The 26,114-nt window shown below is 71.2% G+C and carries 22 protein-coding genes; 3 read left to right on the forward strand and 19 right to left on the reverse strand.

The window, feature by feature from the left end; all coding sequences use genetic code 11:
• Window positions 1–88: 88 nt before the first annotated feature.
• Together RIF65_RS10055 and RIF65_RS10060 are read right to left on the reverse strand one after the other, a co-directional pair.
• Complete coding sequence (locus tag RIF65_RS10055) at window positions 89–2,071, reverse strand: M13 family metallopeptidase (RefSeq protein WP_309066140.1); 1,983 nt, start codon at window positions 2,069–2,071, stop codon at window positions 89–91.
• A 10-nt stretch (window positions 2,072–2,081) separates the two neighbouring features.
• The gene (locus tag RIF65_RS10060) at window positions 2,082–2,615 is read right to left on the reverse strand and encodes a J-domain-containing protein (RefSeq protein WP_309066247.1); all 534 of its coding nucleotides are present in this window, start codon (window positions 2,613–2,615) and stop codon (window positions 2,082–2,084) included.
• 193 nt (window positions 2,616–2,808) lie between these two features.
• Here RIF65_RS10060 and RIF65_RS10065 point away from each other — a divergent pair, with 193 nt between their 5' ends.
• Both RIF65_RS10065 and RIF65_RS10070 read left to right on the forward strand, forming a co-directional pair.
• Window positions 2,809–4,230: an HNH endonuclease gene (locus RIF65_RS10065; protein ID WP_309066139.1), complete on the forward strand. Its 1,422-nt coding sequence runs from the start codon at window positions 2,809–2,811 to the stop codon at window positions 4,228–4,230.
• A gap of 98 nt (window positions 4,231–4,328) precedes the next feature.
• The gene (locus tag RIF65_RS10070; protein WP_309066138.1) at window positions 4,329–5,657 is read left to right on the forward strand and encodes an MATE family efflux transporter; all 1,329 of its coding nucleotides are present in this window, start codon (window positions 4,329–4,331) and stop codon (window positions 5,655–5,657) included.
• Between the two features lie 55 nt (window positions 5,658–5,712).
• Here the strand turns inward: RIF65_RS10070 and RIF65_RS10075 are convergent, their stop codons facing one another.
• The 7 genes from RIF65_RS10075 to RIF65_RS10105 all read right to left on the reverse strand — a co-directional run bounded on the left by RIF65_RS10075 (window position 5,713) and on the right by RIF65_RS10105 (window position 14,895).
• Window positions 5,713–6,879: a hypothetical protein gene (locus RIF65_RS10075; RefSeq protein WP_309066137.1), complete on the reverse strand. Its 1,167-nt coding sequence runs from the start codon at window positions 6,877–6,879 to the stop codon at window positions 5,713–5,715.
• A gap of 140 nt (window positions 6,880–7,019) precedes the next feature.
• Window positions 7,020–7,676, reverse strand: a complete 657-nt coding sequence (locus tag RIF65_RS10080) for a response regulator transcription factor (protein ID WP_309066136.1) — start codon at window positions 7,674–7,676, stop codon at window positions 7,020–7,022.
• Window positions 7,673–8,848, reverse strand: coding sequence for a sensor histidine kinase (locus tag RIF65_RS10085; RefSeq protein WP_309066135.1), 1,176 nt, complete (start codon window positions 8,846–8,848; stop codon window positions 7,673–7,675). The genes RIF65_RS10080 and RIF65_RS10085 overlap by 4 nt, the downstream gene beginning before the upstream one ends.
• A 93-nt stretch (window positions 8,849–8,941) precedes the next feature.
• The gene (locus RIF65_RS10090; protein ID WP_309066134.1) at window positions 8,942–10,375 is read right to left on the reverse strand and encodes an amidase; all 1,434 of its coding nucleotides are present in this window, start codon (window positions 10,373–10,375) and stop codon (window positions 8,942–8,944) included.
• A gap of 33 nt (window positions 10,376–10,408) precedes the next feature.
• Entirely contained in the window at window positions 10,409–10,768 is a 360-nt protein-coding gene (locus tag RIF65_RS10095; RefSeq protein ID WP_309066133.1) for a cupin domain-containing protein, read from the reverse strand.
• Window positions 10,765–13,305: a CehA/McbA family metallohydrolase gene (locus tag RIF65_RS10100; protein WP_309066132.1), complete on the reverse strand. Its 2,541-nt coding sequence runs from the start codon at window positions 13,303–13,305 to the stop codon at window positions 10,765–10,767. The genes RIF65_RS10095 and RIF65_RS10100 overlap by 4 nt, the downstream gene beginning before the upstream one ends.
• Window positions 13,306–13,344: 39 nt before the next feature.
• Entirely contained in the window at window positions 13,345–14,895 is a 1,551-nt protein-coding gene (locus RIF65_RS10105; RefSeq protein WP_309066131.1) for an APC family permease, read from the reverse strand.
• 167 nt (window positions 14,896–15,062) lie between these two features.
• Between RIF65_RS10105 and RIF65_RS10110 the strand changes: the two genes are divergently transcribed.
• Entirely contained in the window at window positions 15,063–15,665 is a 603-nt protein-coding gene (locus tag RIF65_RS10110) for a helix-turn-helix domain-containing protein (RefSeq protein ID WP_309066130.1), read from the forward strand.
• 7 nt (window positions 15,666–15,672) lie between these two features.
• On the opposite strand, the gene RIF65_RS10115 is transcribed toward RIF65_RS10110, so the two are convergent.
• Genes RIF65_RS10115 through RIF65_RS10160 form a run of 10 tightly spaced genes read right to left on the reverse strand, consistent with a single transcriptional unit; the run spans window position 15,673 to window position 26,073 of the window.
• The gene (locus RIF65_RS10115; protein ID WP_309066129.1) at window positions 15,673–16,944 is read right to left on the reverse strand and encodes a hydantoinase/carbamoylase family amidase; all 1,272 of its coding nucleotides are present in this window, start codon (window positions 16,942–16,944) and stop codon (window positions 15,673–15,675) included.
• Window positions 16,941–17,897, reverse strand: a complete 957-nt coding sequence (locus RIF65_RS10120; protein ID WP_309066128.1) for an N-carbamoyl-D-amino-acid hydrolase — start codon at window positions 17,895–17,897, stop codon at window positions 16,941–16,943. Before RIF65_RS10120 ends, RIF65_RS10115 begins: the two co-directional genes overlap by 4 nt.
• Window positions 17,894–18,832: an allantoinase PuuE gene (gene puuE / locus RIF65_RS10125; protein WP_309066127.1), complete on the reverse strand. Its 939-nt coding sequence runs from the start codon at window positions 18,830–18,832 to the stop codon at window positions 17,894–17,896. The genes RIF65_RS10120 and puuE overlap by 4 nt, the downstream gene beginning before the upstream one ends.
• Window positions 18,829–19,530 carry an aspartate/glutamate racemase family protein gene (locus RIF65_RS10130; RefSeq protein ID WP_309066126.1) on the reverse strand — a complete coding sequence of 234 codons (702 nt, stop codon included), beginning with the start codon at window positions 19,528–19,530 and terminating at the stop codon, window positions 18,829–18,831. The genes puuE and RIF65_RS10130 overlap by 4 nt, the downstream gene beginning before the upstream one ends.
• Complete coding sequence (locus tag RIF65_RS10135; protein WP_309066125.1) at window positions 19,527–20,699, reverse strand: M20 family metallopeptidase; 1,173 nt, start codon at window positions 20,697–20,699, stop codon at window positions 19,527–19,529. Before RIF65_RS10135 ends, RIF65_RS10130 begins: the two co-directional genes overlap by 4 nt.
• Window positions 20,699–21,748, reverse strand: a complete 1,050-nt coding sequence (locus RIF65_RS10140) for an ABC transporter ATP-binding protein (protein WP_309066124.1) — start codon at window positions 21,746–21,748, stop codon at window positions 20,699–20,701. The genes RIF65_RS10135 and RIF65_RS10140 overlap by 1 nt, the downstream gene beginning before the upstream one ends.
• On the reverse strand, window positions 21,745–22,680 hold the full coding sequence (locus RIF65_RS10145; RefSeq protein WP_309066123.1) for an ABC transporter ATP-binding protein: 936 nt from the start codon (window positions 22,678–22,680) through the stop codon (window positions 21,745–21,747). Before RIF65_RS10145 ends, RIF65_RS10140 begins: the two co-directional genes overlap by 4 nt.
• Entirely contained in the window at window positions 22,677–23,537 is an 861-nt protein-coding gene (locus RIF65_RS10150) for an ABC transporter permease (RefSeq protein ID WP_309066122.1), read from the reverse strand. Before RIF65_RS10150 ends, RIF65_RS10145 begins: the two co-directional genes overlap by 4 nt.
• Complete coding sequence (locus RIF65_RS10155; protein ID WP_309066121.1) at window positions 23,534–24,478, reverse strand: ABC transporter permease; 945 nt, start codon at window positions 24,476–24,478, stop codon at window positions 23,534–23,536. Before RIF65_RS10155 ends, RIF65_RS10150 begins: the two co-directional genes overlap by 4 nt.
• A gap of 47 nt (window positions 24,479–24,525) precedes the next feature.
• Entirely contained in the window at window positions 24,526–26,073 is a 1,548-nt protein-coding gene (locus RIF65_RS10160; protein ID WP_309066120.1) for an ABC transporter substrate-binding protein, read from the reverse strand.
• Between the last annotated feature and the right edge of the window lie 41 nt (window positions 26,074–26,114).

Below are 26,114 nucleotides of genomic sequence, written 5' to 3' on the forward strand. Positions count from 1 at the left end.
CCGCCGGGCGCGCTCGGCCCGCGCGCCCCGGAATGATGGAGCCATCGTAACCCCGCCGCAGCACCGCGCTCGCCGGTCGCGGCGTTGTTCACCAGATCGTGACGCGCTCCTGCGGGGGAAGGTGCAGGGCGTCACCCTCGCGCACGTCGAACGCGTCGTAGAACGCGTCGATGTTGCGCACGATCTGGTTGCACCGGAACTCGTTCGGCGAATGCGGGTCGATCGTGAGCAGTCGGATGGTCTCGGCGTCGCGGCTCTTCTGCTGCCACACCTGCGCCCAGCTCAGCAGTAGGCGCTGGATGCCAGTGTAGCCGTCGATCACGGGAGCCTGCTGTGCCCCTGAGCCTGTCGAACCGCGCAGCGACAGCTCGTACGCCTTGATCGCGATGCCCAGTCCGCCGAGGTCGCCGATGTTCTCGCCGATCGTGAGGGCTCCGTTGACACGGTGCTCGTCGGGCAGGCCGGCGGGCACGAGCGGGTCGAACTGCGCGATGAGGGCCTTCGTCCGCTCCTCGAACGCGGCGCGGTCGGCATCCGTCCACCAGTCCTGCAGCCGGCCGTCTCCGTCGTAGCGACTGCCCTGGTCGTCGAAGCCGTGCCCGATCTCGTGGCCGATCACGGCGCCGATGCCGCCGTAGTTCGCGGCCGCGTCGCGGTCCGGGTCGAAGAACGGGTACTGCAGGATCGCGGCGGGGAACACGATCTCGTTCATGAGCGGGTTGTAGTACGCGTTGACCATCTGCGGCGGCATGAGCCACTCGTCGCGGTCGATGGGCTTGCCCACCTTCGCCAACTGGCGGTCGTGCTCGTGGATCGTGGCGCGGCGCGCGTTGCCGACCAGGTCGTCGGGCGAGATCTCGACGCCGTCGTACTCCTTCCACTTCTCCGGGTGGCCGATCTTCGGGCGGAAGGTGGCGAGCTTGTCGAGCGCCTTGCGGCGGGTCTCCTCGCTCATCCACTCCAGGTTCTCGATGCTCTGGCGGTACGCCTCGATGAGGTTGGCGACGAGCTCGTCCATCTGCGCTTTCGCGGCCGGCGGGAAGTGTCGCTCGACGTAGATCCTGCCCACCGCGTCGCCCAGCGAGCTCTCGACGAGCGAGACGCCGCGCTTCCAGCGCTCGCGGATCGACGGGGTTCCCGACAGCTCGGTGCCGTAGAACGAGAAGTTCTCGTCCACCAGGTCGTCGGTGAGGTACGGGGCGAGCCCGTGCACGACCTTCGCGCGCAGCCACGCCTTCCAGTCCTCCAGCCGCCCCTCGGTGAGCAGCGCACCCAGCCCCTCGAAGAAGCTCGGCTGGTAGACGACGACCTCCGCGAAGGCGGACGGGTTCTGGGGCGTCACGGCATCCCGCCACGGCGCGAGGTCCACCCCGACCAGCTGCTGGAACTCGTCCCAGCTGCGCAGGTTGTACGTCTTCACCGCGTCGCGCGAGGCGACGTTGTCCCAGTGGTGCGCGGCCACCTCGTGCTCGAGCGAGAACGAGCGGTCGGCGATCGTGGCGGCGTCGTCGAGCCCGGCGAGGGTGAGCAGCCGCTCGAGGTGCGCGCGGTACGCCGCGCGGGTCGCCTCGAAGGTCTCCTGCCGGTAGTAGCTCTCGTCGGGCAGCGACAGACCGCCCTGCAGCACGAACGGCACGTACCGCTCGGGGTCGCCCGGGTCGGGCTCGACGAACACGCCGATGAGGGCGGCGATCCCCTCCCTGTCGAAGGCGCCGACGGTCGCCAGGAACGACGGGATGCTGTCGACCGCGTCGACACGCGCCAGCTGCTCGCGCAGCGGAGCGAGTCCGAGCTCGGCGATGCGCGCGGTGTCCATGAAGCTCGTGTACAGGTCGCCGACCTTGCGGGCGAGGGTGCCCGGCTCGGCATCCGTCGACTCCTCGATGATCGCCCTCACGTCCTTCTCGGCCTGCTCTGCCAGCAGGTGGAACGATCCCCACCTCGCCTTGTCGTCGGGGATCTCGGTGCGGTCGAGCCACGCGCCGTTGACGTGGCGGTAGAGGTCGTCCTGGGGGCGGATGTCGGAGCTGAACTCGGAGACGGCGAGGCCGGAGGGCAGAACGTCTGTCATGCGCTCCAGCCTATGCGCCGCCTCCCCCGCGGCGGCGGCGGCGGAACATGCCCCGCCTCGGCTGCCGGTCGTCGGCGGCGGCTTTGGCTGCGGATGCCGCACCTGCGGCGCGTCTCTCGCGCCAGGCCGCGATCTCGGCATCGACGTCGCGCAGCTTCGTCACGACCGGCGGTCCGCCGAGCAGCTGGCGCCGCGCCTCGCGGACGCGTCGGTTGAAGTCCTCGACGACGGCGCGCACGTCCTCCTCGCGACTGAGAGTGTCGAGCTCGCCGTCGAGCTCGCGGTCTTCGACGCGCAGCATGAGCGCCGGAGGCCCGAGTCCCGACAGGTTCTCGTTCTCGATCTTGCGGCGGATCCACCAGTCCGGGTCGTGGTGCGTCCCGAGGCCGTCGATGGGCTTGCCCGCACCCGGGAGGTTGTCGAAATCGCCGCGCCGGATCGCCTGCTGGATCGCGGTCTCGACGTAGGCCGCCTTGTTCTGCGCGTTCAACGGCGTCGGCGGCTGATCGCGCGGGTCGCCGCCGTCGTCGCTGGAGCCCGGCATCCTCACCCTTCCAGGCTACGCGGCGATGTCGGAGGGTGTCCCTAGTCTGGGTTCAGCAGTTCGCACCGGATGGATGCGCGAGGGACGCTCGTTTCGAGCATGGATGAACAGGCCGGCTGACCCCGTTTGTCGAGTTATCCACAGATGTCGAATCTTTCTTCGAATGTCGGTGGGTGCGGAGTAGGTTGAGAGCATGTCGGAGCACCTGTCGCCGTTGTGTGAGGCCGTCGCGGCCCTGGACGCGGTGTGGGCGGATGCCGACGGGGCGGCCGACCTGTCGCGGTCGCAGCTGGTCGCGGTGAACGACGCGATCGGGCAGGTGCGCCGCCGCCTCGAGGCCCTGCACGCCGAGGTCGCCGCCGCGATCGCGCACGAGTCACGGCCGGAGCTGGGCCCCGATTCCCTGGCGAAGCAGCAGGGATACCGCAACACGGCTCAGTTGATCGCGGCCACGACCGGGTCGTCGGCGGGTGACGCCGCACGGCTGGTGCAGGTCGGCGAGGCCACGGCGGCGCGCGCCGACCTGGTGGGCTCGCCGCGTCCGGCGAAGTACCCGGTGGTGCAGGCCGCGCTCACCGCGGGTTCGCTCGGCGTCCCGGCGGCGAACCTGATCGTCGCGCTCCTGGACCGGGTGCGGGTGCGGCTCGACCGCGACCGGGTCGCCGAGGCGGAGCGGCGACTGGTCGAGAAGGCCGTCGGGTTGTCGCTGGACGAGGTGCGCAGGCTCGTCACCCGCGCCGAGGCGGCGCTCGGGCCCGAACTTCTCGAGCGCCGGGAGGAAGAGCGCCGCGCGAGACGGTCACTGACGATGTTCGAACGCGACGGTGAGCTGCACATCGCACTCGTCACCCCGGTCGAGGCGGGCTCGTCGATCATCGCCGCGATCGACGGCTACGTCTCCGCACAGTTCGCCGCCCGCAAAGACACTGTCGACCCCGGCGCACCGGATGCCGACCGCCGCACCGTCACCATGATGCGAGCCGACGCGCTCAACCACATCTGCGCGCACGCCCTGGGCTGCGAGGCCGCCGACCGGGTGCCCCTGGGCGGCGCCACCGTCGTCGTGCGGGTCGATCTGAAAGACCTGGAGGCCGGCACCGGCCACGCCACGATCGACGGCATCGACCAGCCCGTCAGCATCACCACCGTGCGACGCATGGCCGCGTCGGGTGGGGTCATCCCCTGCGTGCTCGGGTCCGACGGGGAGATCCTCGACTGGGGGCGCGAGCGCCGCCTGTTCACCCGGGCGCAGAAGCTCGCCCTCGTCGAACGCGACGGCGGATGCGCCATGTGCGCACTCCCACCCGGAATGACCAAGGTCCACCACCTCAGATGGTGGCACCGCGACACCGGACCCACAGACCTCGACAACGGGGTACTGCTCTGCGAAACCTGCCACCACCGCATCCACGACAACGGCTGGGACATCCGCATCGAACGCCCACCCGGCGCTCCACCGGGGTCGGCGAAAGCGGCGAAAGCGTCGAGACCGGCGAGAGGCCTGCCGGGTGCGGTGCACACCAACGCCCGGGTGTGGTTGATCCCCCCTGCGCACGTGGATCCCCAGCGCACTCCGCGCCTCGGCGGACGAGCGCGGTACGAGATCGCGGCCTGAGGGAGAAGTGTGCTCCGGCCCACCCGCCGTGCTCCGGCCACGCACCCCTGCGCTCCCCATGCTCCGGCGGCGTCGGCGCCCTCCCCTAGGCTCGAACGGTGGCGACCGCAGCACCCCCGTTCCTGAACCGCGAGATCCTGCGTCTCGCGATCCCCGCGTTCGGCGCGCTCATCGCGGAACCGGCATTCCTCATCGTCGACGCAGCCCTCGTCGGCCACCTCGGCACCGTCCCGCTCGCCGGCCTCGGCATCGCCAGCGCCGTACTGCAGACCATCGTCGGGCTGATGATCTTCCTCGCCTACTCCACCACTCCGGCCGTGGCTCGCCGCTTCGGTGCCGGCAACCCGGGCGACGCGGTGTCGGTCGGCATCGACGGCATGTGGCTGGCCCTCGGACTGGGAGCGGTGCTGGCGGCATCCGGCGCCGTCGCAACCCCGTGGATGGTGTCGCTGTTCCGCGCGACCGACCCCGTCGCCGCCGAGGCCCGCACCTACCTGATGATCTCGATGTGGGGCCTTCCGGCGATGCTCATCGTCTTCGCCGCGACCGGACTGCTCCGCGGCATGCAGGACACCATGACCCCGCTCTGGATCGCCGGCCTCGGCTTCGGCGCCAACGCGCTGCTGAACTGGCTGTTCATCTACGGTTTCGGCTGGGGCATCGCCGGATCCGCGTTCGGCACCGTCACCGCGCAGTGGGCGATGGTCGCCGCGTACGTGGTCGTGATCCGCCGCCTCGCCCTGCGCCACGGTGCCTCAATGAAGGCGCAGCGGGACGGCATCCGCGGTTCCGCACGCTCGGGCGGCTGGCTGTTCCTGCGCACGGTGAGCCTGCGCGTCGCGCTGCTCGCGACCGTCGGCGTCGCGACCGGAATCGGCACTCGCGAGCTCGCCGGCTGGCAGATCGTGTTCACGATCTTCTCGACTGCGGCGTTCGCTCTGGACGCCCTCGCGATCGCTGCGCAGGCGCTGATCGGCAAGGGCCTGGGCGCCGGCGACGAACAGCAGGTGCGTCGCGTGCTGCGGCGCACCGTCGCATGGGGAGCATGGTTCGGCCTCATCGTCGGCGGTCTGATCGCCGCGCTGTCCGGCGTGCTCGGCGTCGTGTTCACGGGGGATGCCGCCGTCGCCGCTCTGGTGCAGCCCGCGTTCCTCGTGCTGGCCCTCGCCCAGCCGATCGGCGGCATCGTGTTCGTGCTCGACGGCGTACTCATGGGAGCGAACGACGCCCGCTATCTCGCGATCGCCGGCGTGCTCAACCTGCTCCCGCTGTTGCCTGCGCTCTGGCTCATCTCCGCCACGGGCGTCGACGGCGCGGCCGGGCTCGTCTGGCTCGCCGTCGCGTTCTTCGGCGTCTACCTGACCGCCCGGCTGGGCACTCTGGGCTGGCGCGTGCGCACCGACCGCTGGATGCGCGCTGCGGCGTGACCGCCGCGGAGCGACCGCGGACGCCTCGGCGACCGGCGCCTCAGCCACCGGTGCCTCAGCCGCCGACGACCCGCGGACCGGCGACCGGGGCACGGCCCTCGCCTGCACGGCCCGCGACGACCGCCCGGTGCATCGCGTACCCCCAGGCCGCCAGGGCGAGCATCGGACCCCACAGCCAGAACGGGAAGATGAGCAGCAGCTGCACCGTGTCCTTCCCCGGCCCCGCCGCCTCGATCGCGAACCCGACGCCCGCCGCCGTGAACAGCACGCTCACCACGCTCGCCGGGATCACCGCGAGACCGACCGGAACCGGGTGTCCGCCCACCCCGGCGAGGATGCGAGGGAACCGCTCGCCCCACGGCAGCACCAGCCCGAGGGTGAGCACGCCGCCGGTCAGCATCCCGAGCCCGAGCAGCAGGCCCAGCACCCGTACCGACGGGTCGGCGTCGAAAACCTCGGCGGCGCCTCCGAAAGCCGGCCACGGGGTGAGCCAGCTCGCCCTGGCCACGACGTAGGGCAGCGCGCAGAGCGCGGCGACGATCGTGATCGCGACCCGGTGCCGCAGCACGAACGCGGCCACCCCACCGGCCGGCACGGCCGCCGACGCGGCCGAGACGAGGCTCCACGCGAGCAGGCCGGCGGCCGCCGCGACGTGGGCGAGCGACAGGCCTGCCTCGGTGAGCGCGGCACCGTAGACGCTCAGCAGCCGCGGGAACAGCGCGTCGGCGTCGTGCGCGACGACGGCGTAGACGCTCACCGCCCCGACGATCACGGCGAGCAGGATGCCGAGCCGCGGCCGCCGCAGCACCGTCAGCACGATGAAGACGACGATGCCGATCAGCACGGTCAGGGAGAAGCTGTACCCGGCCAGCGGGATCACGTCGCCGGGCGTCGCGGCGGCCAGCAGCGCCGCGGCTGTGAGCGCCGCGGCGCGCACCGCGCGAGGCGCAGCCCGAGACGCGGGCGGCGCCACCGGCATGCCGGGCGCCGCCCGTCGTGCCCCGAGCTCCGCGGCCGCAGCGACGCCGGCGACGGCGAGTGCGACCAGCGCCGCGGTCACCGCCACGGCGAGCTCGACCCCAGGGCCGAGCCGCCCGAGAAGGCTGACGGGGAGTCCGCCGAGGAAGCCGGGCACCAGCATCCGGAGCAGGTCGGCGACCGCCACGAAGGAGGCCGCGAGCGCCGTCGCGAGCAGGACGAGGAGACGCGTGCGAGTTGTCATGCCTCCAGGCTCGCCGTGCACCCGGCCGCCCGGCATCGCCCGCCCGGGCGCTCCTGCTCACCCGCCCGGGTGATTGCGTGCCGGGCCCGCCCGCGGCGGCCCATCACCGGCCGCCGCGCGCGATCACCGGCAACCCGCCCTCAGCCTCGCGGGCGCAGCACGCCGCTCTCGTACGCCCAGATCACCACGTGCACCCGGTCGGGCACCCCGAGCTTCGCGAGCACCGCCTTCACGTGCGTCTTCACGGTGTTCTCCGACAGGAACAGCTGCCGCGCGATGTCGTCGTTCGACGCGCCGGCGGCGAGCGCCAGGGCGACCTCCCGCTCGCGGGGGCTGAGCACGGCCAGGGCGTCAGCGGCGGGGCCGGCCGGCACCCCGTCACGGACGAAGCCGACGAGCGCGGCCGTCGCCCGCTGCGACATCACCGCGTCGCCGCGCGCTACGGCCACCGCGGCGTCCGCCAGCTCGGCTGCGCCGGCGTCCTTGGTCAGGAAGCCGCTCGCCCCCTCGCGGATGGCGGCGTAGACGTACTCGTCGAGGTCGAAGGTCGTCAGCACCAGAACGCGGGTCGACGGCCGCGCACTCAGCACCTCGCGCGTCGCGGCGATGCCGTCCATCCCCGGCATCCGTATGTCCATCAGCACCACGTCGACCGCGTGCGCGCGGACGTGCTCGACCGCCTCCCCGCCGGACGCGGCGGTCGCCACCTCTCCGATCCGCGGGTCGCGGGCGAGCACCACCGCGATCGCGTCGCGGAACAGGTCCTGGTCGTCAACGATCAGCACCCGCAACGTCATCCGTCCGCTCCGTCCGTCGGCAGCTCGAGCCGCACCGACCAGCCGCGCGGATGCCGCTCCCCCGCCGTGAGCGTGCCGCCGGCCAGCCGCACCCGCTCCGCGATGCCGATCAGGCCGATGCCGCTGCCCGCCCGCTCGCCGGCCGGAGCGCCCGCTCCTCCGTCGTCCGACACCTCCGCGCGCAGCGAGTGGCCCACCCAGTCGAGGCGCACGTCGACGCGCACCGGCGCGGCGGTGTGCCGGACGGCGTTCGTGAGCGCCTCGCGCACCGCATGGTGCAGCGCCACTGCGGCATCCGGGCGCAGCCGCCCTCGCGACCCGGTCTCGGAGACCCGCACATCGACGGCCGGCGTGCGCACGCTCTCGATGAGCGCGTCCAGCGACTCGATCGTCGGCAGCGGTTCGCGGGGCGCGCCGTCGGCGACCACCGCGCGCATGCCGCGCAGCGCGCCGCGGCCGGTGTCGACGACGATCCCGAGCGCGCGATCGCTGCGCTGCGGATCCGACTCGCGCAGCGCGCGGGCCACCTCGGCCTGCGCGACCATCACCGTCACCGAGTGCGCGACGATGTCGTGCAGGTCGTGGTTGATCCGCATGCGCTCGTCGACGATCGCCTGTGCGATGCGCGCCTGCATCCGCTGCTCGGCGTGCGTGCGCTGCAGGCGCACGACCAGCCCGATCGCCCACGCCGCCGCGACCGCGCCGCTGAGGCCGACGAAGGAGCCGACCCTCAGCATCGGGTCGTCGAAGCGGGGCTCGGTGAACGCGATCAGTCCCGCACCGAAGACGCCGCCCGCCAGCGCCGCCGCGCGCACGGCCGGCGCCGTCCGCAGGGCGACCTGCGCGATGACGAGCAGGTAGGCGGCCGCCGACGGGAACAGCGCGCCCGAGATCGCGGCAACGGCTGGGGCGAGCGCGAGCACCGCCATCCCGCCGCTCGCGACGCCGTATGCGACGAGCGGATGCCGCAGCGCGAGGAACGTCGCCGCGTGCAGCACGGCGTACAGGCCCGCGGCGAGCGCGACGACCGTCGGCGCGGGCCGCGACGACGGCTCGGTGAGCAGCGCGATGCTCGACGGCAGCAGCACGACCAGCGCGACGAGGGACACCACGACGTCGGCGCGCAGCCAGGCCCGCCGGTCGCCGGCCGCGGGGGAGGAATCGGTCCGCATCGCACCCATGGTCTCACCCGGCCGCCTGCGGCGGATCGCCCGCGCGGGTGATGTCGGCCGGCGTGCCGCCGGCACCACCCGTACGTCGGACGCCTACCGAACGGCCAGCAGCGGCACGGCCGAGAAGTCGGTGCGGTACACGTTCTCCTCCAGGGCGCGGGCGAGCGACAGCACCTTCATGTCGTCGTACGCGGGGCCGACCACCTGGACGCCCGTCGGAACGCCCGAGGCGGAGACCCCCGAGGGCACGCTGAGGACAGGAAGCTGGCTGAGCATGTTGAACGGGTAGGTCATGAACCACGCCTCCGCGATCTTCGGCGGGACGACCTCGCCGTTGATCTCGATGCTCAGGTCGAGCGGCGACCGGTCCGCGCCGACCGAGGGCAGAGCGGTGGTGGGGCACAGGAAGACGTCGTAGTCCGCCAGCAGCGGGCCCATCACGCGGTATATGTCGACGTGCGTCTCCAGGGCGTTCCGCAGATCGTCGACCGAGAGCCCGCGCCCGTGCTCGATCATGTCCTCGGTGTAGTCCGCCAGGTGGTGACGGTCCCTGTCGAACTCCGGCACGAACCGCGCCGCGGACCCACGGCTGGAGTTGATCGCGAGCCACGAGTCGAAGACCTCTGTCGTCCAGTCCAGCGCTACCTCCTCGACGGTGCAGCCGAGAGACCTCAGGCCCTCCACGAGCCGGAGCAGGTTGGCCCGCACCTCGTGATCGACGGGGAAGTAGCCGAGGTCGACCGAGTAGGCGACGCGCCACCCCCGGACGTCGGCGAACGCCCGGTAGTCGATGCGATCGGCAAGGCTGTCGATGTCCTCGGGGCTCTGGCCCGAGATGATCGACTGCATGAGCGCGACGTCCTCGACGGTGCGGGCGAGGGGCCCGTAGTGCATGTACGGGTCGAACGTGTTCGGCAGGTCGTTCGGGTTGCGCCCGAACGGCGCCTTGTACCCGTAGACGCCGCAGCAGGAGGCCGGGATGCGGATGGAGCCCCCGATGTCCGTGCCGTCGGAGAGGGTCGTCATCCCGGCGGCCAGGGTCACGGCCGCTCCCGACGACGAGCCGCCGGGGCCGTAGGCGGTGTTCCACGGGTTGCGCGTGACTCCCCACAGCGGCGTGTAGCAGTTGCCCGCCTCGCCGAACTCCGGCATGGTCGTCCGCGCATGCACGATCGCGCCGGCCTCGATGAGGCGGCGCACGCCAGGGTGGGTGGTGCTGACGACGTTGTCGCGGTACAGCACCGAACCGTAGGTCACGGTGTGACCCTCGATCGGCACGTTGTCCTTCACCGCGAGGGCGATTCCCTCCAGCTGTCGCGCGGTGCCGTCGCGGTACCGCTCGTCGGCGGCGCGGGCCAGGTCCATCGCTGACTCCCGGTAGACGGCCGTCAGCGCGTTCAGCCGGGGGTTGACCGCGTCGATCCTGGCCAGCAGCGCGGCCATGAGCTCGGACGGCAGGAGGGTTCCTTCCCGGAAGCGCGACAGGGCTTCGGTGGCGGACAGGTATTCGATGGGCAGAGTGCTCATGGGTTCCTTCTCGTGGTGAGTGGGGTGGCGCGCTCAGCGCATCGCCACGAAGTACTTGCGGGAGGGCTCGATCGTCTCCCAGGTGCCGCGGAAGCCCTTCGGGACCACGAAGGCCTCCCCCGCGCCGAACTCACGGCGCCGTCCGGCATGGTCCACGACCGCGACACGGCCCTCGAGCATCACGCAGAACTCGGTGTACGGCCATTCGTCGAAGGAGACGGCCCCGGGCCGGCCCTCCCAGAGTCCGCCGAGCGAGTCGTCGGCGATCTCCACCGCGCGGTACTCGGTCTCCGACCAGCCCGGGGTGACGGTCGTGTAGTCGGACGGGTCGGGCACGTGGGCGCGGGTGCTCTCGAACGTGACCGCCGTGACGTCGTCGATGCTCAGGGTCATCGGATTCCCGCCTTTCCGTTGAATCGTGAGATGCGCGAGCGAAGCGCCGTGGTCGCCTCGTCGAAGGGACGGATGAGGTAGCCGAGGTGGTCGTCCTCGCCGTGCCGGTGGTGCACCGCGCCGGGCCAGCTCGTCCGGGCGTGCTCGGAGACGTAGCGGCGCGCGCCTTCGACGATCGCGAGCATCGTGTTCGTCACGTCCGCGTCGAAACGCTCGTACTGGTCGCCCCGGGCGGCGTACACCGGCGACGTGTGGGCGAAGACGGGACGGCTCCAGGTGTCGGTGTGGCGCAGGATCCCCTCGCCGGCGCCCACGCAGCGAGCGGCGATCCAGTCCGAGGCGCCGATCTCGACGTCGCGGTCGACGCGGAAGGTCCGCGCCCCTTCGGGTACCGGCACACGCGCGATCACCTCACCGGAGCGGACGATCTCGACCGCCTCCACGGGGAAGACCGTCTCGAGCTCGATCGAGACCGTCACGGAGCGGGAGCCCAGCAGGGTCGCCCCCGGGCGGCGGCCGTCGACCGTCAGCCACAGCAGGGGGCCGGACGAGACCATGGTGTCGCCGTTCTTGATCGCCTCGCACCAGGCCCAGTAGTCCACGTCGGCGGACCCTGCGCCGACGCCGGCGTAGGTGCGCATGAGGCCGATCGGGACCTCACTGGTCATCTTGTCCGTGCCTGCGGCGAGCGGGATCCGGTAGCCGGCGTTGAGGTACCGGTAGTACTCGCTGAAGTTGTAGGGGTCGTAGGCGATGGTCTCCACCGCATCCAGGCGGCCCGTCGCCAGCAGCGCCGCCGTCTCGCCGTACGGCACCGGGAAGTGGGCCAGGACGACGGTCCCTCCCTGCGCGTGGCACTCGTCGGCCCAATGCGACAGCGTGGTCGCGAGCCCGCCGCCGAGCTCCGCCTCTTCCGAGCCGCCGGTGCACCAGGGCATGATCGGCTCCCTGAGGCCGAGCAGGTTGATGTGCCCGAGCATGTTCGTCCGGTTCTCCTGCCCCGCGAAGACGACGGTGTCGCGTTCCGCGGAGTACTGGGGGCGGCCGACGAACTCCTCCGTGCTGGTGAACAGGTGCCCCCACTGGGTCAGTAGAAGGTTCGTGACGTGCACGTCCTCGGCGCGGGCCTCCAGCTCGGCGCCCTGCGTGGAGACGAAGTGCACGTGCGTGTCACCGCTCAGGTATCCCCGGGAGCGCGCGTCGAACAGGCGGTCCAGCACCAGGTCGAGCTGCGACTGCCCTGGCTCGATGGTCACCTCGTGGCGCACGGGCTCGTATTCGAAGCCGCGGGAGACCTCGACAACGACGGGCCCCACCGGCAGCCAGCCCTCGCACCGACCGTCGATGAAGGCGTAGGTGTAGGCGCCCAGGCGGACGTCCCCGCCGATGTCGAGGTTCCACGTTCCGCCGTCGGAGTTGATGTGGGCGTGGTGGCCGTATGGGGCGATGGGGATGCCGTCCGCGGTCTGGAACCGGATGCGGCAGGGCACGACGGCTCCGGATCCGTCGCGCACCGCGGTGCGCACCCAGGCCTGGTCGCCGTCCGGCACCCGCACCGCCACCTCACCCGACACGTCGATGCGGCCGGCGGCGAGGAGGTCGCCCCAGCGGAACGATCCCAGCGACGTCTCCCCTTCGAGGATCTCGACGGTCGCCGAGGGGGAGGCGGAGATCTGGGTGTATCCGGTGCGCCAGTCGTCCCGGCGCGGCTCGCCCCATCCCGCAGGCAGGACGGCCGGCGCCGCGGCGGGATCCGCCGCCTCCGGCGTCGTCCGGTAGACGTAGGTGGCGCTTCCGCGGTCGACGACGGCACGGACCCGCTCTGTCACCGGGCGGTCGCGCAGCTCGATGAGGACCGGCCGGGCGACGGCACGCGTGAACGGCTCCTCGTCGAGGTCGCTCCGCGTGATCGCGCCGACGAGGATGGTCGCCGCCGTGGCGTTCACATGGACGGCCCGGATCTTCCGCTCCGGGTGCGGGTTCGGCATCGCCCACAGGTAGAACCGGTAGGGCAGGACGTAGGGGACCTTGGACTGCGGGTCCTCGATCTCCACCAGCCGCGCGCCGGTCTCGTCGTACCGGCCGCAGACGCGGTCCATGAGCTCGTGCTCGGCGTCGTTGCGCGCGAGGAACGGCGTCTGCCCCCAGTCCAGCGGGAGGGGTCGCCCGTCCCAGCGCCGCGGCGTGGGCCCGATCTCGTACCGCTGCCGGACGGTGTGCGACACCGTGCCGCCGTCCGCGTACTCGATCCGGTAGTCCGCGAGCTCCTCGCCCACCGATCCGCCCTCGAAGAGGTCGGTCTCGAGCACCGAGTGAGCGAACACGAGCCAGCGCGCCGACGCCTGCACCGGGACGGTCAGGGAATCGCCCGGGGCCACGAGAGCCACCGCCCGTTCGGCGTCGCCGAAGCGGAACGGCAGACCGTACAGGGTGCGGTCGCCGAGCGTGACGTCGCCCGGGTCTTCGAACACGTCGATTGGGGCATTGCGGATGCCGGTCAGGTCGAGGGGGACGTAGTCGGAGGTGGGATGGCTCAACGGTCGAGGGCCTTTCGGGTTCGTGCTTGTCGGAGTGGATCAGGGTGTCGACGCGTTCGGCGCGGCCGCGGCACCCTCGCCCTGGTCCTCGCCCTGGGAATCGGGCTCGGGATCGGGCTCGCATTCGGCGACGTTGACGCTGCCGAGGCGGGTGTAGCGTTCCGGCGCCCTGACCCGCAGATACAGGGCCCGGACGACGCCTCCGACGACCGCGACGACCGCCAGCCCGACGAGCACCTCGTTGACGAGGGGCGCACCGCCCGAGAACAGGTCGAAGTTGGCGACGACGAGAACGAGGATCGCCGTCAGCGCGAGGAACGAGAGCAGCGGCGCGATGGTGGTCCGCCACATGCCCGCCTCGCGGTGGTTGCGACGGAGGTACACCACGACGGCGAGGGAGCACAGCGCCCAGAGCGCGATGATCCCGAGGAAGCCGAGAGCGCTGCCCCACAGCAGCAGGCCGAGGTACGGGTCGATGTCGAGCGCGACGCAGAGCACGAGAACCACGGCCGCGAACACGGACTGGGCCAGCCCGGCGATCCACGGAGACCGGGTCACCGGGTGCACGGTGCCGAAGCGCTGCGGTATGAGCCCCTCGCGTCCCAGCGCGTAGAGGTACCGGTTGCTGGCGTTGTGCAACGCGAGCAGGGCCGCGAACGCGCTGAGAAGGAGAAGGACGACGGTGACGTCGACGAGCCAGCCCGGCGTGTACTGCTCGAAGAGCACCAGGACGAGCCCAGCCGGGTCCTCGCTCGCGGCGCCGGCGATCAGGTCGATGCCGTAGGCGGTTACGACGATGTACGCCATGACGGCGTAGAAGACCCCGATGAACGCGACGACCGCGTAGGTCGCCCTCCGCACCGTCCGCGCACCGCCCTTGACCTCCTCGGAGTAGATCACCGTGGACTCGAAGCCCATGAAGGCGCCGAAGATCAGGCCGAACATGGCGCCGTTCTCGAAGGTGAGCACGACCGACGGCGCGACCGGCTCCGCCGAGAATCCTGCGTGGCCGCCGCTGGCCACGACGGCGATGCCGAGGATGACGAGGACGATCAGCTCGCACATGAGGACGACGCTGAGCACCTTGGCGCTCGTCGTGATGCCACGGTAGCCCAGGTACGCGACGGCGGCGAGCGCCACGGCGGCGTACACCCACCATGGGGCGGAGATGCCGAAGAAGCGGCCAACGGTGTCGCCGGCGTACAGCCCCAGCGCGCCGTAGGTCGAGACCTGCAGGGCGTTGTACGCGATCACGGCCAGCAGGGCGGCGGCGGAACCCGCCTCGCGGCCCAGGCCTCGCGTGATGATCGCATAGAACGCCCCGGTGTTGCGGACATAGCGCATCATCGTCGTCAGGCCGACGGCGAAGAGCGCCATCACGGCCGCCGCGACGAGGTAGCCGCCGGGGACGGCCTCGCCGCCCACGAAGAAGTGCAGAGGCATCACAGCGACCACGAGCGTCAGCGGGGCGAGCGTGGCGAGGGCGGTGAACATCAGTTCGACGAGGCTGAGGGCGTTTCGCGCGAGTCCGGCGTCGGCGCCGGGTGCGGGCCTCGCCGAGACGGCGACGCGCGGGGAGTGATCCGTCATTGGAACGTCTCCTTGATGGGGGTGGGAGATCGGGTGGTTTCTCCAATATGACACAAACGATGCCCATGAGTAAACCCATCTTCCAGAACCGGAGCGGATCCCACGGGTAGAGTGAGCCCGGTCGACGTCGCCCGACCACCCGCAGACACTCACCAAGGAGAACGCCGTTGAGGCCACTGAGCCCTGCACCCTCCCGTGACCCGCTGGCGATCGGTCCGAAGATCCGGGCGACGCGCCTCGGGCAGGGCCTGACGATCGCCCAGGTCGCCGAGGCGAGCGGCCTGACCAAGGGCTTCCTCAGCCGCGTCGAACGCGATGAGACCTCCCCGAGCGTGGCCACCCTGCGCGCCATCTGCGAAGTGCTGTCGCTGCCCATCGGCGCCCTGTTCGAGCGACCGGTGTACGAGATGGTGAGCCTCGATGACGCCCCGCTGGTCAACATGGGCGCAACGCACATCGTCGACCGGCTGCTCAGCTCCCGCTGGGAGCACCGCGTGCAGATCCTGCGCTCGACGATGCCGCCCGGGGCCCCCGGAGGCAGCGACCTTTACACGGTGAACTGCGACATCGAGATCGTGCACGTGATCTCCGGCGCCCTCACGGTCCGCCTGGGCTCGGACCGGCACCACCTCGTCGCCGGGGACACGATGTCCATGCCCGGCCGGGAGCCCCACACGTGGGACAACGAGTCCGACGACACGACCGAGGTGATCTGGGTCCTCGTCCCCGCCCCGTGGAGCGGCTCGACGGGGACGACGACCCGGCTCTGAGCGGCGGTCAGCCCACGGCCGCCGCGCCCGACCTCGGGTCGGGCTCCGCCGCGAGCGCGCCGATGGCGTCGGCCAGCGCGATCACGGCCAGGCCGATGTCGGCGGGTGCGGCGTACTCCTCCGGCCTGTGGCTCACTCCGTCGCGGCAGCGGACGAACAGCATCGCGACGGGCGCAGCACCGGCGACGGTCTGCGCGTCATGACCGGCGCCGGAGGGCAGCCGCGGAGCGCTGAGCCCCAGCCCCTCCACCGATCGCGCCAGGGCGGCGGAGAGGGCCGGGTCGCACACGGTCGCTGACCCCTCGTACTCGGGCTCGACGGCGATGTCCACCGACCGTGCAGTCGCAACCGCCGCGATCCCGGCTACGACCGCTGCCCGGGCCCGGGCGAGCAGCTCGTCATCCGGTGCTCGCAGGTCGAGCGAGAACCGCACCAGCCCCGGGATCGCGTTCGCGGCCGCGTTGGCGATGACGAGCTCGCCCACCGTGGCCCGCACATCGGGCCCGGCTGCCAGGGCGGCCTCCTCGATGGCGAGGACCATCTGCGAGGCGGCGACCAGCGCGTCTCGCCGCATCGTCGCGGGGACCGTCCCGGCGTGACCCCCCGCGCCGGTGACCGTGATCCGGAACCGTGCCGCTGCGGCGATGGACGTCACGATGCCGAGGGCCGCTCCCATTGCTTCGAGCACGGGCCCCTGTTCGACGTGCACCTCCAGGTACCCGATCAGGTCGGCCGGGTCGTATCGCAGGCCGCCCAGCGGCGGGTCGCCGGGAAGTCCGAAGGCCACCAGGGCCTCGCGCAGGGAGATGCCGTCCTCGTCGCGGACGTCGAGCAGCTCCTGCGGCAAGGCGGTGGTCAGGGACAGCGACCCGATCGAGGCCTCCGGGAACCGCAGGCCCTCCTCATCGCCGAACGCCAGCAGCTCGACATCGAACGGGAGGGCGGCCCCGCGGCGCCGCAGCTCCTCCACCGCGAGCACGCCGACGACCACACCGAGCATGCCATCGTACCGGCCGGCGTCGGGCACCGTGTCGATGTGCGACCCGATGAGAAGCCGCCGCCGGCGGGCGCTTCCGGACTGGTGCACGACCCCGACGACGGTCCCGACGGGGTTGATCGTGGTCTCGGCTCCCGCAGCGCGCATCCATCCCTGCACCAGCTCCGCGGCCCGGCGGTGAGCGGGCCCGAGGTAGGGCCGGCTGAGGAGGCCGTCCTTGTCGGACAATCGCCCGAGCTCGTCGAGCATCCCCTCGGCGCGGAGGCCGAGCTCGACGCTCATCCCTGCCCCTGGTCGACCAGCGGAGGGGGGACGGCGCCGCGACGCTCCACGATCAGCCCGTAGTGCTGCGGCTGCCGGTGCATCTCGAAGTTGAACATGTAGTTCTTGATGTCCGCGCAGATGTCGAGGTCGATTCGCGCGGTGATCAGCTCGTCGCCCATGCTCGTGGCCTGGGCGACGATCTCGCCGGTGGGCGCGACGATGACGCTCTGGCCGAGCATCGTGGACCCCTCCTCTTGGCCGCACTTGGCGGCGGCGATGACGAAGGTGCCGTTCTGGTACGCCCCTGCCTGCATCACGATGTGGTTGTGGAAGCTCTGCAGGTGGTCGTGGTGGGGCACCTCAGGGTCCGCGATCGGGGTGTTGTAGCCGATCATGACGAGCTCGACGCCCTGCAGTCCCATCACCCTGTAGGTCTCCGGCCAGCGGCGGTCGTTGCAGATCGCCATGCCGAGGATGCCGCCGAAGGCCCGCCACACCGGGAACCCGGTGTCGGAGGCGTCGAAGTAGTGCTTCTCCAGGTGCTGGAAGTCCCAGTCCTCGCGCTGGTCGGAGTGGCCCGGCAGATGCACCTTGCGGTACTTGCCGATGATCCGCCCGTCCGGGCCGACGAGGATCGAGGTGTTGAAGCGCCTGGTCTCCGGGCCGCTCTCATCGAGCTCGGCGTAGCCGATGCAGAACCCCACCTCCAGCTCACGCGCCCTGTCGAACAGGGGCTGTGTCTCGGGCGAGGGCATCTGCCGCTCGTAGAACCCGTCGATCTCGTCCTGATCGTCCAGCCACCAGCGGGGGAAGAACGTCGTCAGGGCGAGCTCGGGGAAGACCACGAGCTGGCATCCGCGCTCCTTTCCCTCCTCGAGCAGGGCGATCAGGCGGGCGACCACCTCGGCGCGGGAGTCGGATCGGCTGATGGGGCCGAGCTGCGCGCAGCCGACGTCGAGTTTCCGTGTCATGCGTCGTGTCCTTTCGGGGGGTGGGTCGCGTGCCAGTGGCGGGCGATCTGGTCGCGTCGGCAGATCCAGACCTCGGGCAGCTGCACGATCCGGTCGATGAAGCGGGCGAGACCCGCCGCCCGCCCCGGTCGGCCGGTGAGCCGGCAGTGCAGCCCGATCGTGAGCAGCTTCGGGCTCGTGGCGCCCTCGGCGTACAGGTAGTCGAACGCGTCGCTGAGGTAGCGCTCGAACGATTCACCGTTCTCGAAGCCGGCCGGCGACGCGAACCGCATGTCGTTGGTGTCGAGCGTGTACGGGATCACCAGGTGCGGGCGCCCGTGCTCGACGTTCCAGAACGGCAGGTCGTCGCTGTAGTCGTCGGAGTCGTAGAGGAAGCCTCTCTCCTCGACCACCAGCCTGCGAGTGTTCTCGCTGATCCGGCTCCCGTAGTAGCCCACCGGACGGTGCCCGAGCAGCGCCTCGTGGCACGCCACGGCACGGGCGATGAACTGGCGCTCCCGCTCGGGCGGCATGTCGGCATAGTCGATCCAGCGCCAGGCGTGGCTGGCGATCTCCCAGCCGGCGCGGTCCATGGCACGCGCGGCGGCGGGGTTCCGCGCCAGCGCCATCCCGACGGCGAACACGGTGACCGGAACGCCGCGCTGGGTGAAGAGCCGGTGCAGCCGCCAGAAACCGGCGCGGCTGCCGTACTCGTACACGGACTCCTGGCCGAGGTCGCGCCGGCCGGCGAGGGGAGGGCTGTCGGGAAGCTCGCCGAGGAAACCTTCCGACACGGCGTCGCCGTGCAGGATGCTGCTCTCGCCGCCCTCCTCGTAGTTGACGACGAAGTTGACGGCGATTCGTGCCCCGCCCGGCCACCGGGGGTCGGGGGCGTGCCGGCCGTACCCCACGAGGTCGCGGGGGTACGGTGCCGCGTCGTCGAGCAGGTCGATCATCGGACGGCGACACCCTCTGGGTGGGCGTACGCGCCGAGCTTGCTGGTCCGCAGACCCGCGGCCGCCATGCCGTACACGAGGCCCACTGTGGCGGCGACCCCCTCGACCACGGGTGCGCGGAGCTCGCTCTCGAGCCACACGGCGGACTGCGCCATACCCGCGCAGCCGAGCACGACGACCTCGGCACCGTCGTCGAGCACCTGCTGGGCTGCCGTCAGCACCCTGGCGTTGCTGGCCGGGGAGCCGTCGAGCTCGAGCACGGCCATCTCGCACGAGCGGACCGACTGGAGCTTGCGATCCAGCCCGTAGCGCACGGCCATGTCCTCGATCATCGGGATGCCCGCCCGGGCCGTGGTGACGACACCGTACCGGATCCCCAGCACGCTCGCCGCGAGCATGGACCCTTCGGCGATGCCGACGACCGGGCCCGACGCGACCTCCCGGCACGCGGCGACGGCAGGATCGTCGAAGCAGGCGATGACGTGCCCGGCGCAGCCCTCGGCGACTCCCGCGACGACCTCGGCGACCACATGAGGCGACGCGGCGATCGTGTCGGCGGCCGTCTCTATCGAGAGCGGACCGTCGGCCGGCTGTGAGCACCGGAGTTCGAACCGGCCGCCGGCGGCGGCTTCCGCGGCGCGGGTCACCGCAGCCGTCATGCCCCGGGTGGTGTTCGGATTGACGACCTGGATCCTCATCCCTCGTCCCTCCATCCGCCGGCGATGATCTCGAGGGCGCGCAGCTGAACCGCGTATCCTTCGCTGAGGTGGGCGAGCTCGATGTACTCGTCTGGGGCGTGGCAGCGTTCGCCCAGACCCGCGCCGAAGTTGAGGATCTCGATCCCGTCGCGCGCGAAGTGGCGGCCGTCGCTGGCGCCCTCGCTGACCAGGAAGCCGGGGGTGTAGCCGAGCACGTCCTGCACCGCCTGCACATGGGCCTGCACGCCGGGGCCGTCCCGCCCGGGCTCGAAGCCGTTGCTCAGCACGAGCGGCTCCAGCACCCAGGTGCCCTCCGGCTCACCGAGAGAGCTCAGCACCTCGCGGATCTCCTCGATGACGTCCTCGGCCTCCTCCGACGGCAGGATGCGCCGGTCCAGCTCGAAGCGCGCCCAATCGGGCACGGTGTTGATGTCCTGGCCGGAGCGGAAGGTGGTGATCGCCATCGTGCTCTCGAACAGCGCGTCCCGCCGCTCGGCCAGGCGCGGCTGCAGCACGGACTCCAGCCCGTGCACGAGGCGGGTGGCCCGCAGCAGCGCGTTGTCGCCCCGACCAGGGGAGCCGGCGTGGAAGGCTTCGCCGTACACGTCGACCGCCACCCACACGACCCCCCGCTCCTCGCATCCGAGGTCGAAGCCGCTGGGGCCGCTGATGACGAGCACGTCGGGGGTGACGATGCCCGCGTCGCGGAGGTGCTTCGCGCCGCCGTCGGAGAGGTTCTCCTCATCGCCGACGAACGCGAAGACGATGCTGCCCTGCCGGGGACCGCCCTTCTCCATGACGGTGCGGGCGAGCTCGAGCATGATCGCGGCTGCCCCCTTGCAGTTCTCGGCGCCCAGCCCGTAGACGCGGCCGTCCTTGACGGTGCCGGCGAACGGGTCGACGGTCCAGTTCTCGGCGGTGCCCGGGCCGACGGTGTCGATGTGGGTGCACAGCACCACCTCGGGCGAGCCCGAGCCGATGCGCGCGACGACGTTCGAGGGCCCGTCCTGGGCGCGGCTGATGACGGGATCGTACCCGGCGTCGGCGAGGTGCGCGGCGATGACCTCGCAGACCGCCGTCGTGTCGCCTTCCGGCATGGCCGAGGGTGTCTCGAGCAGCGACACGAGCATCTCGACCATCCGCTCTGTCGTCACGGCTGTCGTTGTCATCAGAACTCCTCTGGGTGTCGTGGTGGTACGGGTGGCGCGAGGCTCCGGTCGGCGACGAAGCAGGCGACCGGGTGCCCGGGAACGTGGCCGGAGACCGTCCGCAGCTCGGGCCGCATGATCGCGCAGCCCTCCTCGGCCCACGGGCACCGGGTGCGGAAGGTGCAGCCCGACGGCGGCGAGATAGGGCTGGGGACCTCACCGGTGAGGCCGGAGGATCCCGGAGGGCGCGGGTCGTCGATGCTCGGCTCCGCGGCGATGAGTGCCCAGGTGTAGGGGTGCAACGGCTCGCGCAGCACGTGGTCCACCGGGCCGTACTCGACGATACGGCCCAGGTACATCACGGCCACGTCCGAGCACAGGCCCCGTACGGCGCCGAGATCGTGCGAGATGAAGATCATCGAGAATCCGATCTCGGCCTGCAGGCGCCGCAGCAGCAGCATCACCGAGGCCTGCACCGAGACGTCGAGCGCGGCGAGAGGCTCGTCGAGCAGGAGGATCTCCGGCCGCAGGGCGAGAGCACGGGCGATGCCCAGACGCTGGCGCTGGCCGCCGGAGAGCCCTCGGGGCCGGCTGTCGAGCACGCTCACGGGCAGCTCCACCATCCCGACGAGCTCCCGCACCCGCGCCTCGACCGCCTCGCCGGGCACCATGTCGTGGACGACCAGAAGCTCCCGCAGCATGCTCCGGATGGTCCGCCGCGGGTTCAGCGACGACGCCGGGTCCTGGAAGACCATCTGCACCCGGCGGCTGGTGCGCCGGTTGCGCCGGGCGGTCAGGGGGGCACCTTCCAGACGGATGCTCCCCTCGGTCGGCTCGGCGAGCCCGGCGATGGCTCGGGCCAGGGTCGACTTCCCCGAGCCGGACTCGCCGACGATGCCGAGGGACGAGCCGCGCGGCAGCGAGAGCCTCACGTCGTCGACGGCGCTCAGCACCAACGGCCGGCGCCGGAACAGCGGCCCGCGGTGACCGACCGTGAAGCGGACAGAGAGATCCTCGACGGTCAGGGCGTCGACGGTGGAGGCGGGTGCCGTGGCCGGCGGCAGTGTCATGAGTTCACCGCCGTGAGTTCGAGCGTGCGGACGCAGGCGTCGGCCCGCTGGTCGTTCACACCGGCGAGGTCGTAGGTCATGGTGCGGCACACCTCATTCGCGTGGGGGCAACGGGGGGCGAACCTACAGCCGTCGGGGAACGATCCCGGAGTCGGCGGCTGACCGCCGATCGGCCGCGCCCCGGCCGGGCTGGTCCGGGTCCTGCTCGACTCGAGCAGCGCCCTCGTGTACGGATGTCGCGGTTCGCGGAGCACGTCGCGCGTCGGGCCCGTCTCGACGATCTGCCCGGCGTACATCACCGCGACGCGCTGGCACAAGGTCGCCACGACGGCGAGGTCGTGCGTCACGAAGACGAGGGCGACGTTCCTCTCCTGGCGCAGGCGGTCGAGCAGGCCGAGCACCTGGTCCTGCACGGTCACGTCGAGCGCGGTGGTCGGCTCGTCGCAGAGCAGGATCGAGGGCTCATGCGCGAGGGCCATCGCGATCACCGCGCGCTGCCGCAGTCCGCCCGAGAGCTCGTGCGGCCACATCCGAGCGCGCCGTGCCGGATCGGTCATCCCGACCTCGGTGAGCAGCGCGACTGCGGCGGCCCTGGCGTCCCGCCGCGAGCAACGGCGAGTCGCCTGCACGACGTCGGCGATGGCGTCGCCGACGCGTCGAGTGGGGTTCAGCGCGGTGAGCGGCTCCTGGAAGATCATCGCCATCCGCGCGCCGCCGGTCACGACGTCGCCGCCGGTCTTCGCCACCCCCGGAGGCAGCACGCCGGCGACGGCCCGGAGGGAGAGGCTCTTGCCCGAGCCCGACTCGCCCACGAGTCCCAGCGACTCCCCGGGGGCGACCGAGAAGCTGAAATCGGTCACCGTCGGCGTCAGCGCCGACCCGTTGCGGACGGCGACCCGCAGGCCGGCGACCTCGAGGGCTGCCGCGGTCACACCCGGCTCCAATCGTCGAGCGCGTCGCTGATGAGCGAGAAGGCGGTGGCGGCGAGCACGATCATCAGACCCGGGAACGCGGTCAGCCACCACGCCGACTGCACGAACAGACGACCCTGGTTGATCATGAGGCCCCACTCCGGGGTGGGCGGCGCGACCCCGAGCCCAAGGAAGGACAGCCCCGAGAGCAGGATGAGCGCGAGCACGGCATCGGAGGCCAGGTACACGATGACCTGCGGAAGCGCGTTGGGCAGGACGTGCCGGAGGGCCACGCGGGGGCCGCCCAGCCCGCCCACACGCGCGGCGTGCACGTAGTCCATCTCACGGATCACGAGCACCTGCGATCGCACCAGGCGCGCATAGGCGACCCAGTTGATGATGGCAATCGCCGCCAGGAACGCGCCGATGCCCGGGCCGATGATGAAGACCACCACCACCATGAGGACGTAGCTGGGGAATGCCTGCAGCAGATCTCCGATGCGCATCACGATCGCGTCGGAGAGCCGCCCGCCGTACCCGGCGAGCAGTCCCAGCAGGGTCCCGGCGATCATCGGCAGCAGGGCCGCCCCCATGGCCAGCGGGATGTTGAGCGTCGTGGCGGCCAGCGCGCGCACGAGCACGGAACGGCCCAGGTCGTCGGTGCCGAAGGGGTGCTGCAGCGAGGGCGGGAGAAGGCGCTGTCCGAGGTCCTGGACCACCGGGTCCCCGGTGAGGTTGACGATCACTCCGGCGATGAGCATCGCCGCGATGATGGTGACCCCGATCGAGAGCTTGCGCGAGCGGACGCGCCTTCGCCTGGCGCCGCTGAATCCGGGGCGGCCGATCAGCTGCCAGACGGACTGGGTGTTCGCAGTCATCGCTGCCTCGCTCTCGGGTCGACCAGGGAGAGGAGGACGTCGGCGAGCAGATACACGAGGATGATCAACGTCCCGAGGACGAGGACGATCCCCTGCACGAGGTTCGCGTCGCGATTGGACACCGCGTTCACGAGCACCTGGCCGAGTCCGGGAAGGTTGAATGCCGTCTCGACGACGACCGTTCCGCCCAGCAGGAACCCGACGATCACCGCCATCAGGGGGATGCTGGGCAGCAGGCCGTTGCGGATGACGTACGCCCAGAGAAGGCGGCCGCGACCCACGCCGATGGCGCGCGCGGACAGCACGTAGTCGGACCCGAGCACCTCCAGGAGCGAGGAGCGGAGACTCCTCACCAGGATGGGCGACACGGAGAGCGACAGCGTCACGGCGGGCAGGATCACGGCGTTGAGCTGGCGGTCGAACCCGGCTGCCGGCCATCCGCCGACCGGGAACAGCCCGGTGGGCAGGGCCACCAGCACGATGAGCATCAGCGCGATCCAGAAGGTGGGCAGCGCCAGCCCGCCCACCGAGAACACACGGGCGATGCCGTCCGCGATGCCTCCGGGCCGGCGAGCGGCGAGCAGGGCCAGCGACAGCGAGACGGCGAGGGTGAGCAGGAGAGCGACGACCGCGAGTGCGCCGGTGACCGCGGCCGCCTTGCTCACGATGTCCAGCACCGGCGAGCTGCCGGTCAGGTTGTAACCGAAGTCGCCGCGGACGGCACGGCCGACGTAGAGGAAGTACTGCATCCAGACCGGCTCATCCAGGCCCATCGACGAACGCACCCGCTCGATGGTCTCGGCGCTGGCACGGGGCCCGGCGAGGACCCGGGCGGGATCGCCGGGCACCATGCGCAGCATGAGGAAGGTCAGCAGGCTGACCATGAGGACGGAGGGGATCGCCTGGAGCACCCGCCACCCGATGAACCGGAACTGTCTCATTGGTCTCGTCGGTCTCGAATCGGTCGCCTGTTATCGGAGGGGAGGGGTCAGTCCGCCAGGGTGTCGAAGTAGAACGTGCGGTAGAGCAGCGGTTCGAATCCCTTCACCCACGGCTGCGAGGCGTACTTCGTGCCGGTGTTGAGCAGGCCGATCATCCCGTTGTCGGTGGTGAGGAAGTCCTGCACCGCGCGCACATGCTTCTCCTGCTCCTCGGGATCGACCGTCGAGATGCCGGCCAGGAACTCGTCGTCCATGGTGGTGGAGGTCGATCCGGTCCAGCCGTACTGCACGGCCATCCATCCGATGGGGTCGAAGATCGACGGGGAGATCGCCGAGGGGCTGGTCAAGGTGAGCTCGAACTGACTCTCGCCCATCCGGGCGTACAGCGTGTTGTTGTCGGTGTTCTCCAGCTTCACCGTAATCCCCACTGCCGCCGCCTGCTGCTTGATGGTCTGGGCCATGATGTCCGACCGGTGGTCGGAGGGGTCGTAGAGCAGCGTGAAGGTCAGGTTCGCGACCCCCGACTCCTCGATCAGCCGCGCCGCGCGCTCGGGATCGTAGGTGTGGGGCGTGGTCGGGGCCACCCAGCCCGGCACGTTGATCGGGAGCACGCCCTCGGCGGGTACCGCGGTGTCCTCCAGAGTGATCGCGAGCGACTCGCGGTCGAGGGCGAGGGACAGCGCCTGCCGGATCCCGGGGTTGTCGAGGCCGGGCACGGTCATGTTGACCAGGAGGGCGTGCAGCTGCGTGGGGACGGTCTCGACGATGACGTCCTCAGGCAGCTGAGTCGCTGTCGCGGAGTCGATCTCGTCGAGCAGGTCGATGTTGCCGGCCTGAAACTCGAGCGCCCGCTGGTTGGTGTCGGCGATGGTCCGGATGACCACCTCGTCCAGAGGCGGTTCGCCGTCCCAGCCGTAGTAGTGCTCGTTGGGCACGAGCGTGATCCGCTCCGAGGTGCCCATCGGGTCCTCCCAGGAGGCGACCGCGTAGGGACCGGCGCCGATCGGCTTCTGGAAGAACGCCTCCTTGGACATGCCGGCGTAGTTGGCCGGGTAGATCAGGGAGGTGCACCACGTCAGCAGCGCGGGCAGGAACGCATCGGTCTGCTTCATGACGATCTTGACGGTCGTCTCGTCGACGGCCTCGGCGCGCTCGATGTTCGCGTAGTAGCTGCCGGAGAAGTCGCCGGCGATCCACTCGTTGATCGAGAAGGCCACGTCCTCCGGGGTGACCGGCTCCCCATTGCTGAAGGCCGCGTCGTCACGGATGGTCAGCACGTAGGCCTTCTCCGCCTCGTTCCATTCCCACTCGGTGGCGAGGCCCGGCGCGAGGCCGTCGCCCTCAGGGACCTCGATGCGCAGGAGGGTGTCGTAAACCGCGGCGTTGATCGGGATGGACGTGTCGATGCACTTGTCCCCCTCCCACCCGTTCGAGGCGGCGGGCCGCGCCCAGGTGATGGTGCCGGGGTGCGGCGAGTCGGGATCGTCAGCGCCGCCCTGGGCGCTCGAGCTGCTCGTGCAGCCGGCCAGCATGGCCCCCGCGAGCGCGATGCCGGTTGCTGCGACGAGTGCACGGGACGGAGAGAGGTGGCGCATGGGGAACTCCTTTGTTCTTGCGTCCGGGTAAACGCCATGTT

Source organism: Microbacterium sp., from assembly GCF_031180975.1.
Taxonomy (GTDB): domain Bacteria; phylum Actinomycetota; class Actinomycetes; order Actinomycetales; family Microbacteriaceae; genus Microbacterium.

Coding starts and splice junctions, on each gene's coding strand:
- RIF65_RS10055 (WP_309066140.1), bottom strand. CDS start 2,071: ATGACAGACGTTCTGCCCTCCGGCCTCGCCGTCTCCGAGTTCAGCTCC.
- puuE (WP_309066127.1), bottom strand. CDS start 18,832: ATGATCGACCTGCTCGACGACGCGGCACCGTACCCCCGCGACCTCGTG.
- RIF65_RS10140 (WP_309066124.1), bottom strand. CDS start 21,748: ATGACACTGCCGCCGGCCACGGCACCCGCCTCCACCGTCGACGCCCTG.
- RIF65_RS10105 (WP_309066131.1), bottom strand. CDS start 14,895: ATGACGGATCACTCCCCGCGCGTCGCCGTCTCGGCGAGGCCCGCACCC.
- RIF65_RS10095 (WP_309066133.1), bottom strand. CDS start 10,768: ATGACCCTGAGCATCGACGACGTCACGGCGGTCACGTTCGAGAGCACC.
- RIF65_RS10120 (WP_309066128.1), bottom strand. CDS start 17,897: ATGACACGGAAACTCGACGTCGGCTGCGCGCAGCTCGGCCCCATCAGC.
- RIF65_RS10150 (WP_309066122.1), bottom strand. CDS start 23,537: ATGACTGCGAACACCCAGTCCGTCTGGCAGCTGATCGGCCGCCCCGGA.
- RIF65_RS10060 (WP_309066247.1), bottom strand. CDS start 2,615: ATGCCGGGCTCCAGCGACGACGGCGGCGACCCGCGCGATCAGCCGCCG.
- RIF65_RS10130 (WP_309066126.1), bottom strand. CDS start 19,530: ATGAGGATCCAGGTCGTCAATCCGAACACCACCCGGGGCATGACGGCT.
- RIF65_RS10085 (WP_309066135.1), bottom strand. CDS start 8,848: ATGCGGACCGATTCCTCCCCCGCGGCCGGCGACCGGCGGGCCTGGCTG.
- RIF65_RS10160 (WP_309066120.1), bottom strand. CDS start 26,073: ATGCGCCACCTCTCTCCGTCCCGTGCACTCGTCGCAGCAACCGGCATC.
- RIF65_RS10135 (WP_309066125.1), bottom strand. CDS start 20,699: ATGACAACGACAGCCGTGACGACAGAGCGGATGGTCGAGATGCTCGTG.
- RIF65_RS10115 (WP_309066129.1), bottom strand. CDS start 16,944: ATGAGCGTCGAGCTCGGCCTCCGCGCCGAGGGGATGCTCGACGAGCTC.
- RIF65_RS10090 (WP_309066134.1), bottom strand. CDS start 10,375: ATGAGCACTCTGCCCATCGAATACCTGTCCGCCACCGAAGCCCTGTCG.
- RIF65_RS10155 (WP_309066121.1), bottom strand. CDS start 24,478: ATGAGACAGTTCCGGTTCATCGGGTGGCGGGTGCTCCAGGCGATCCCC.
- RIF65_RS10075 (WP_309066137.1), bottom strand. CDS start 6,879: ATGACAACTCGCACGCGTCTCCTCGTCCTGCTCGCGACGGCGCTCGCG.
- RIF65_RS10065 (WP_309066139.1), top strand. CDS start 2,809: ATGTCGGAGCACCTGTCGCCGTTGTGTGAGGCCGTCGCGGCCCTGGAC.
- RIF65_RS10080 (WP_309066136.1), bottom strand. CDS start 7,676: ATGACGTTGCGGGTGCTGATCGTTGACGACCAGGACCTGTTCCGCGAC.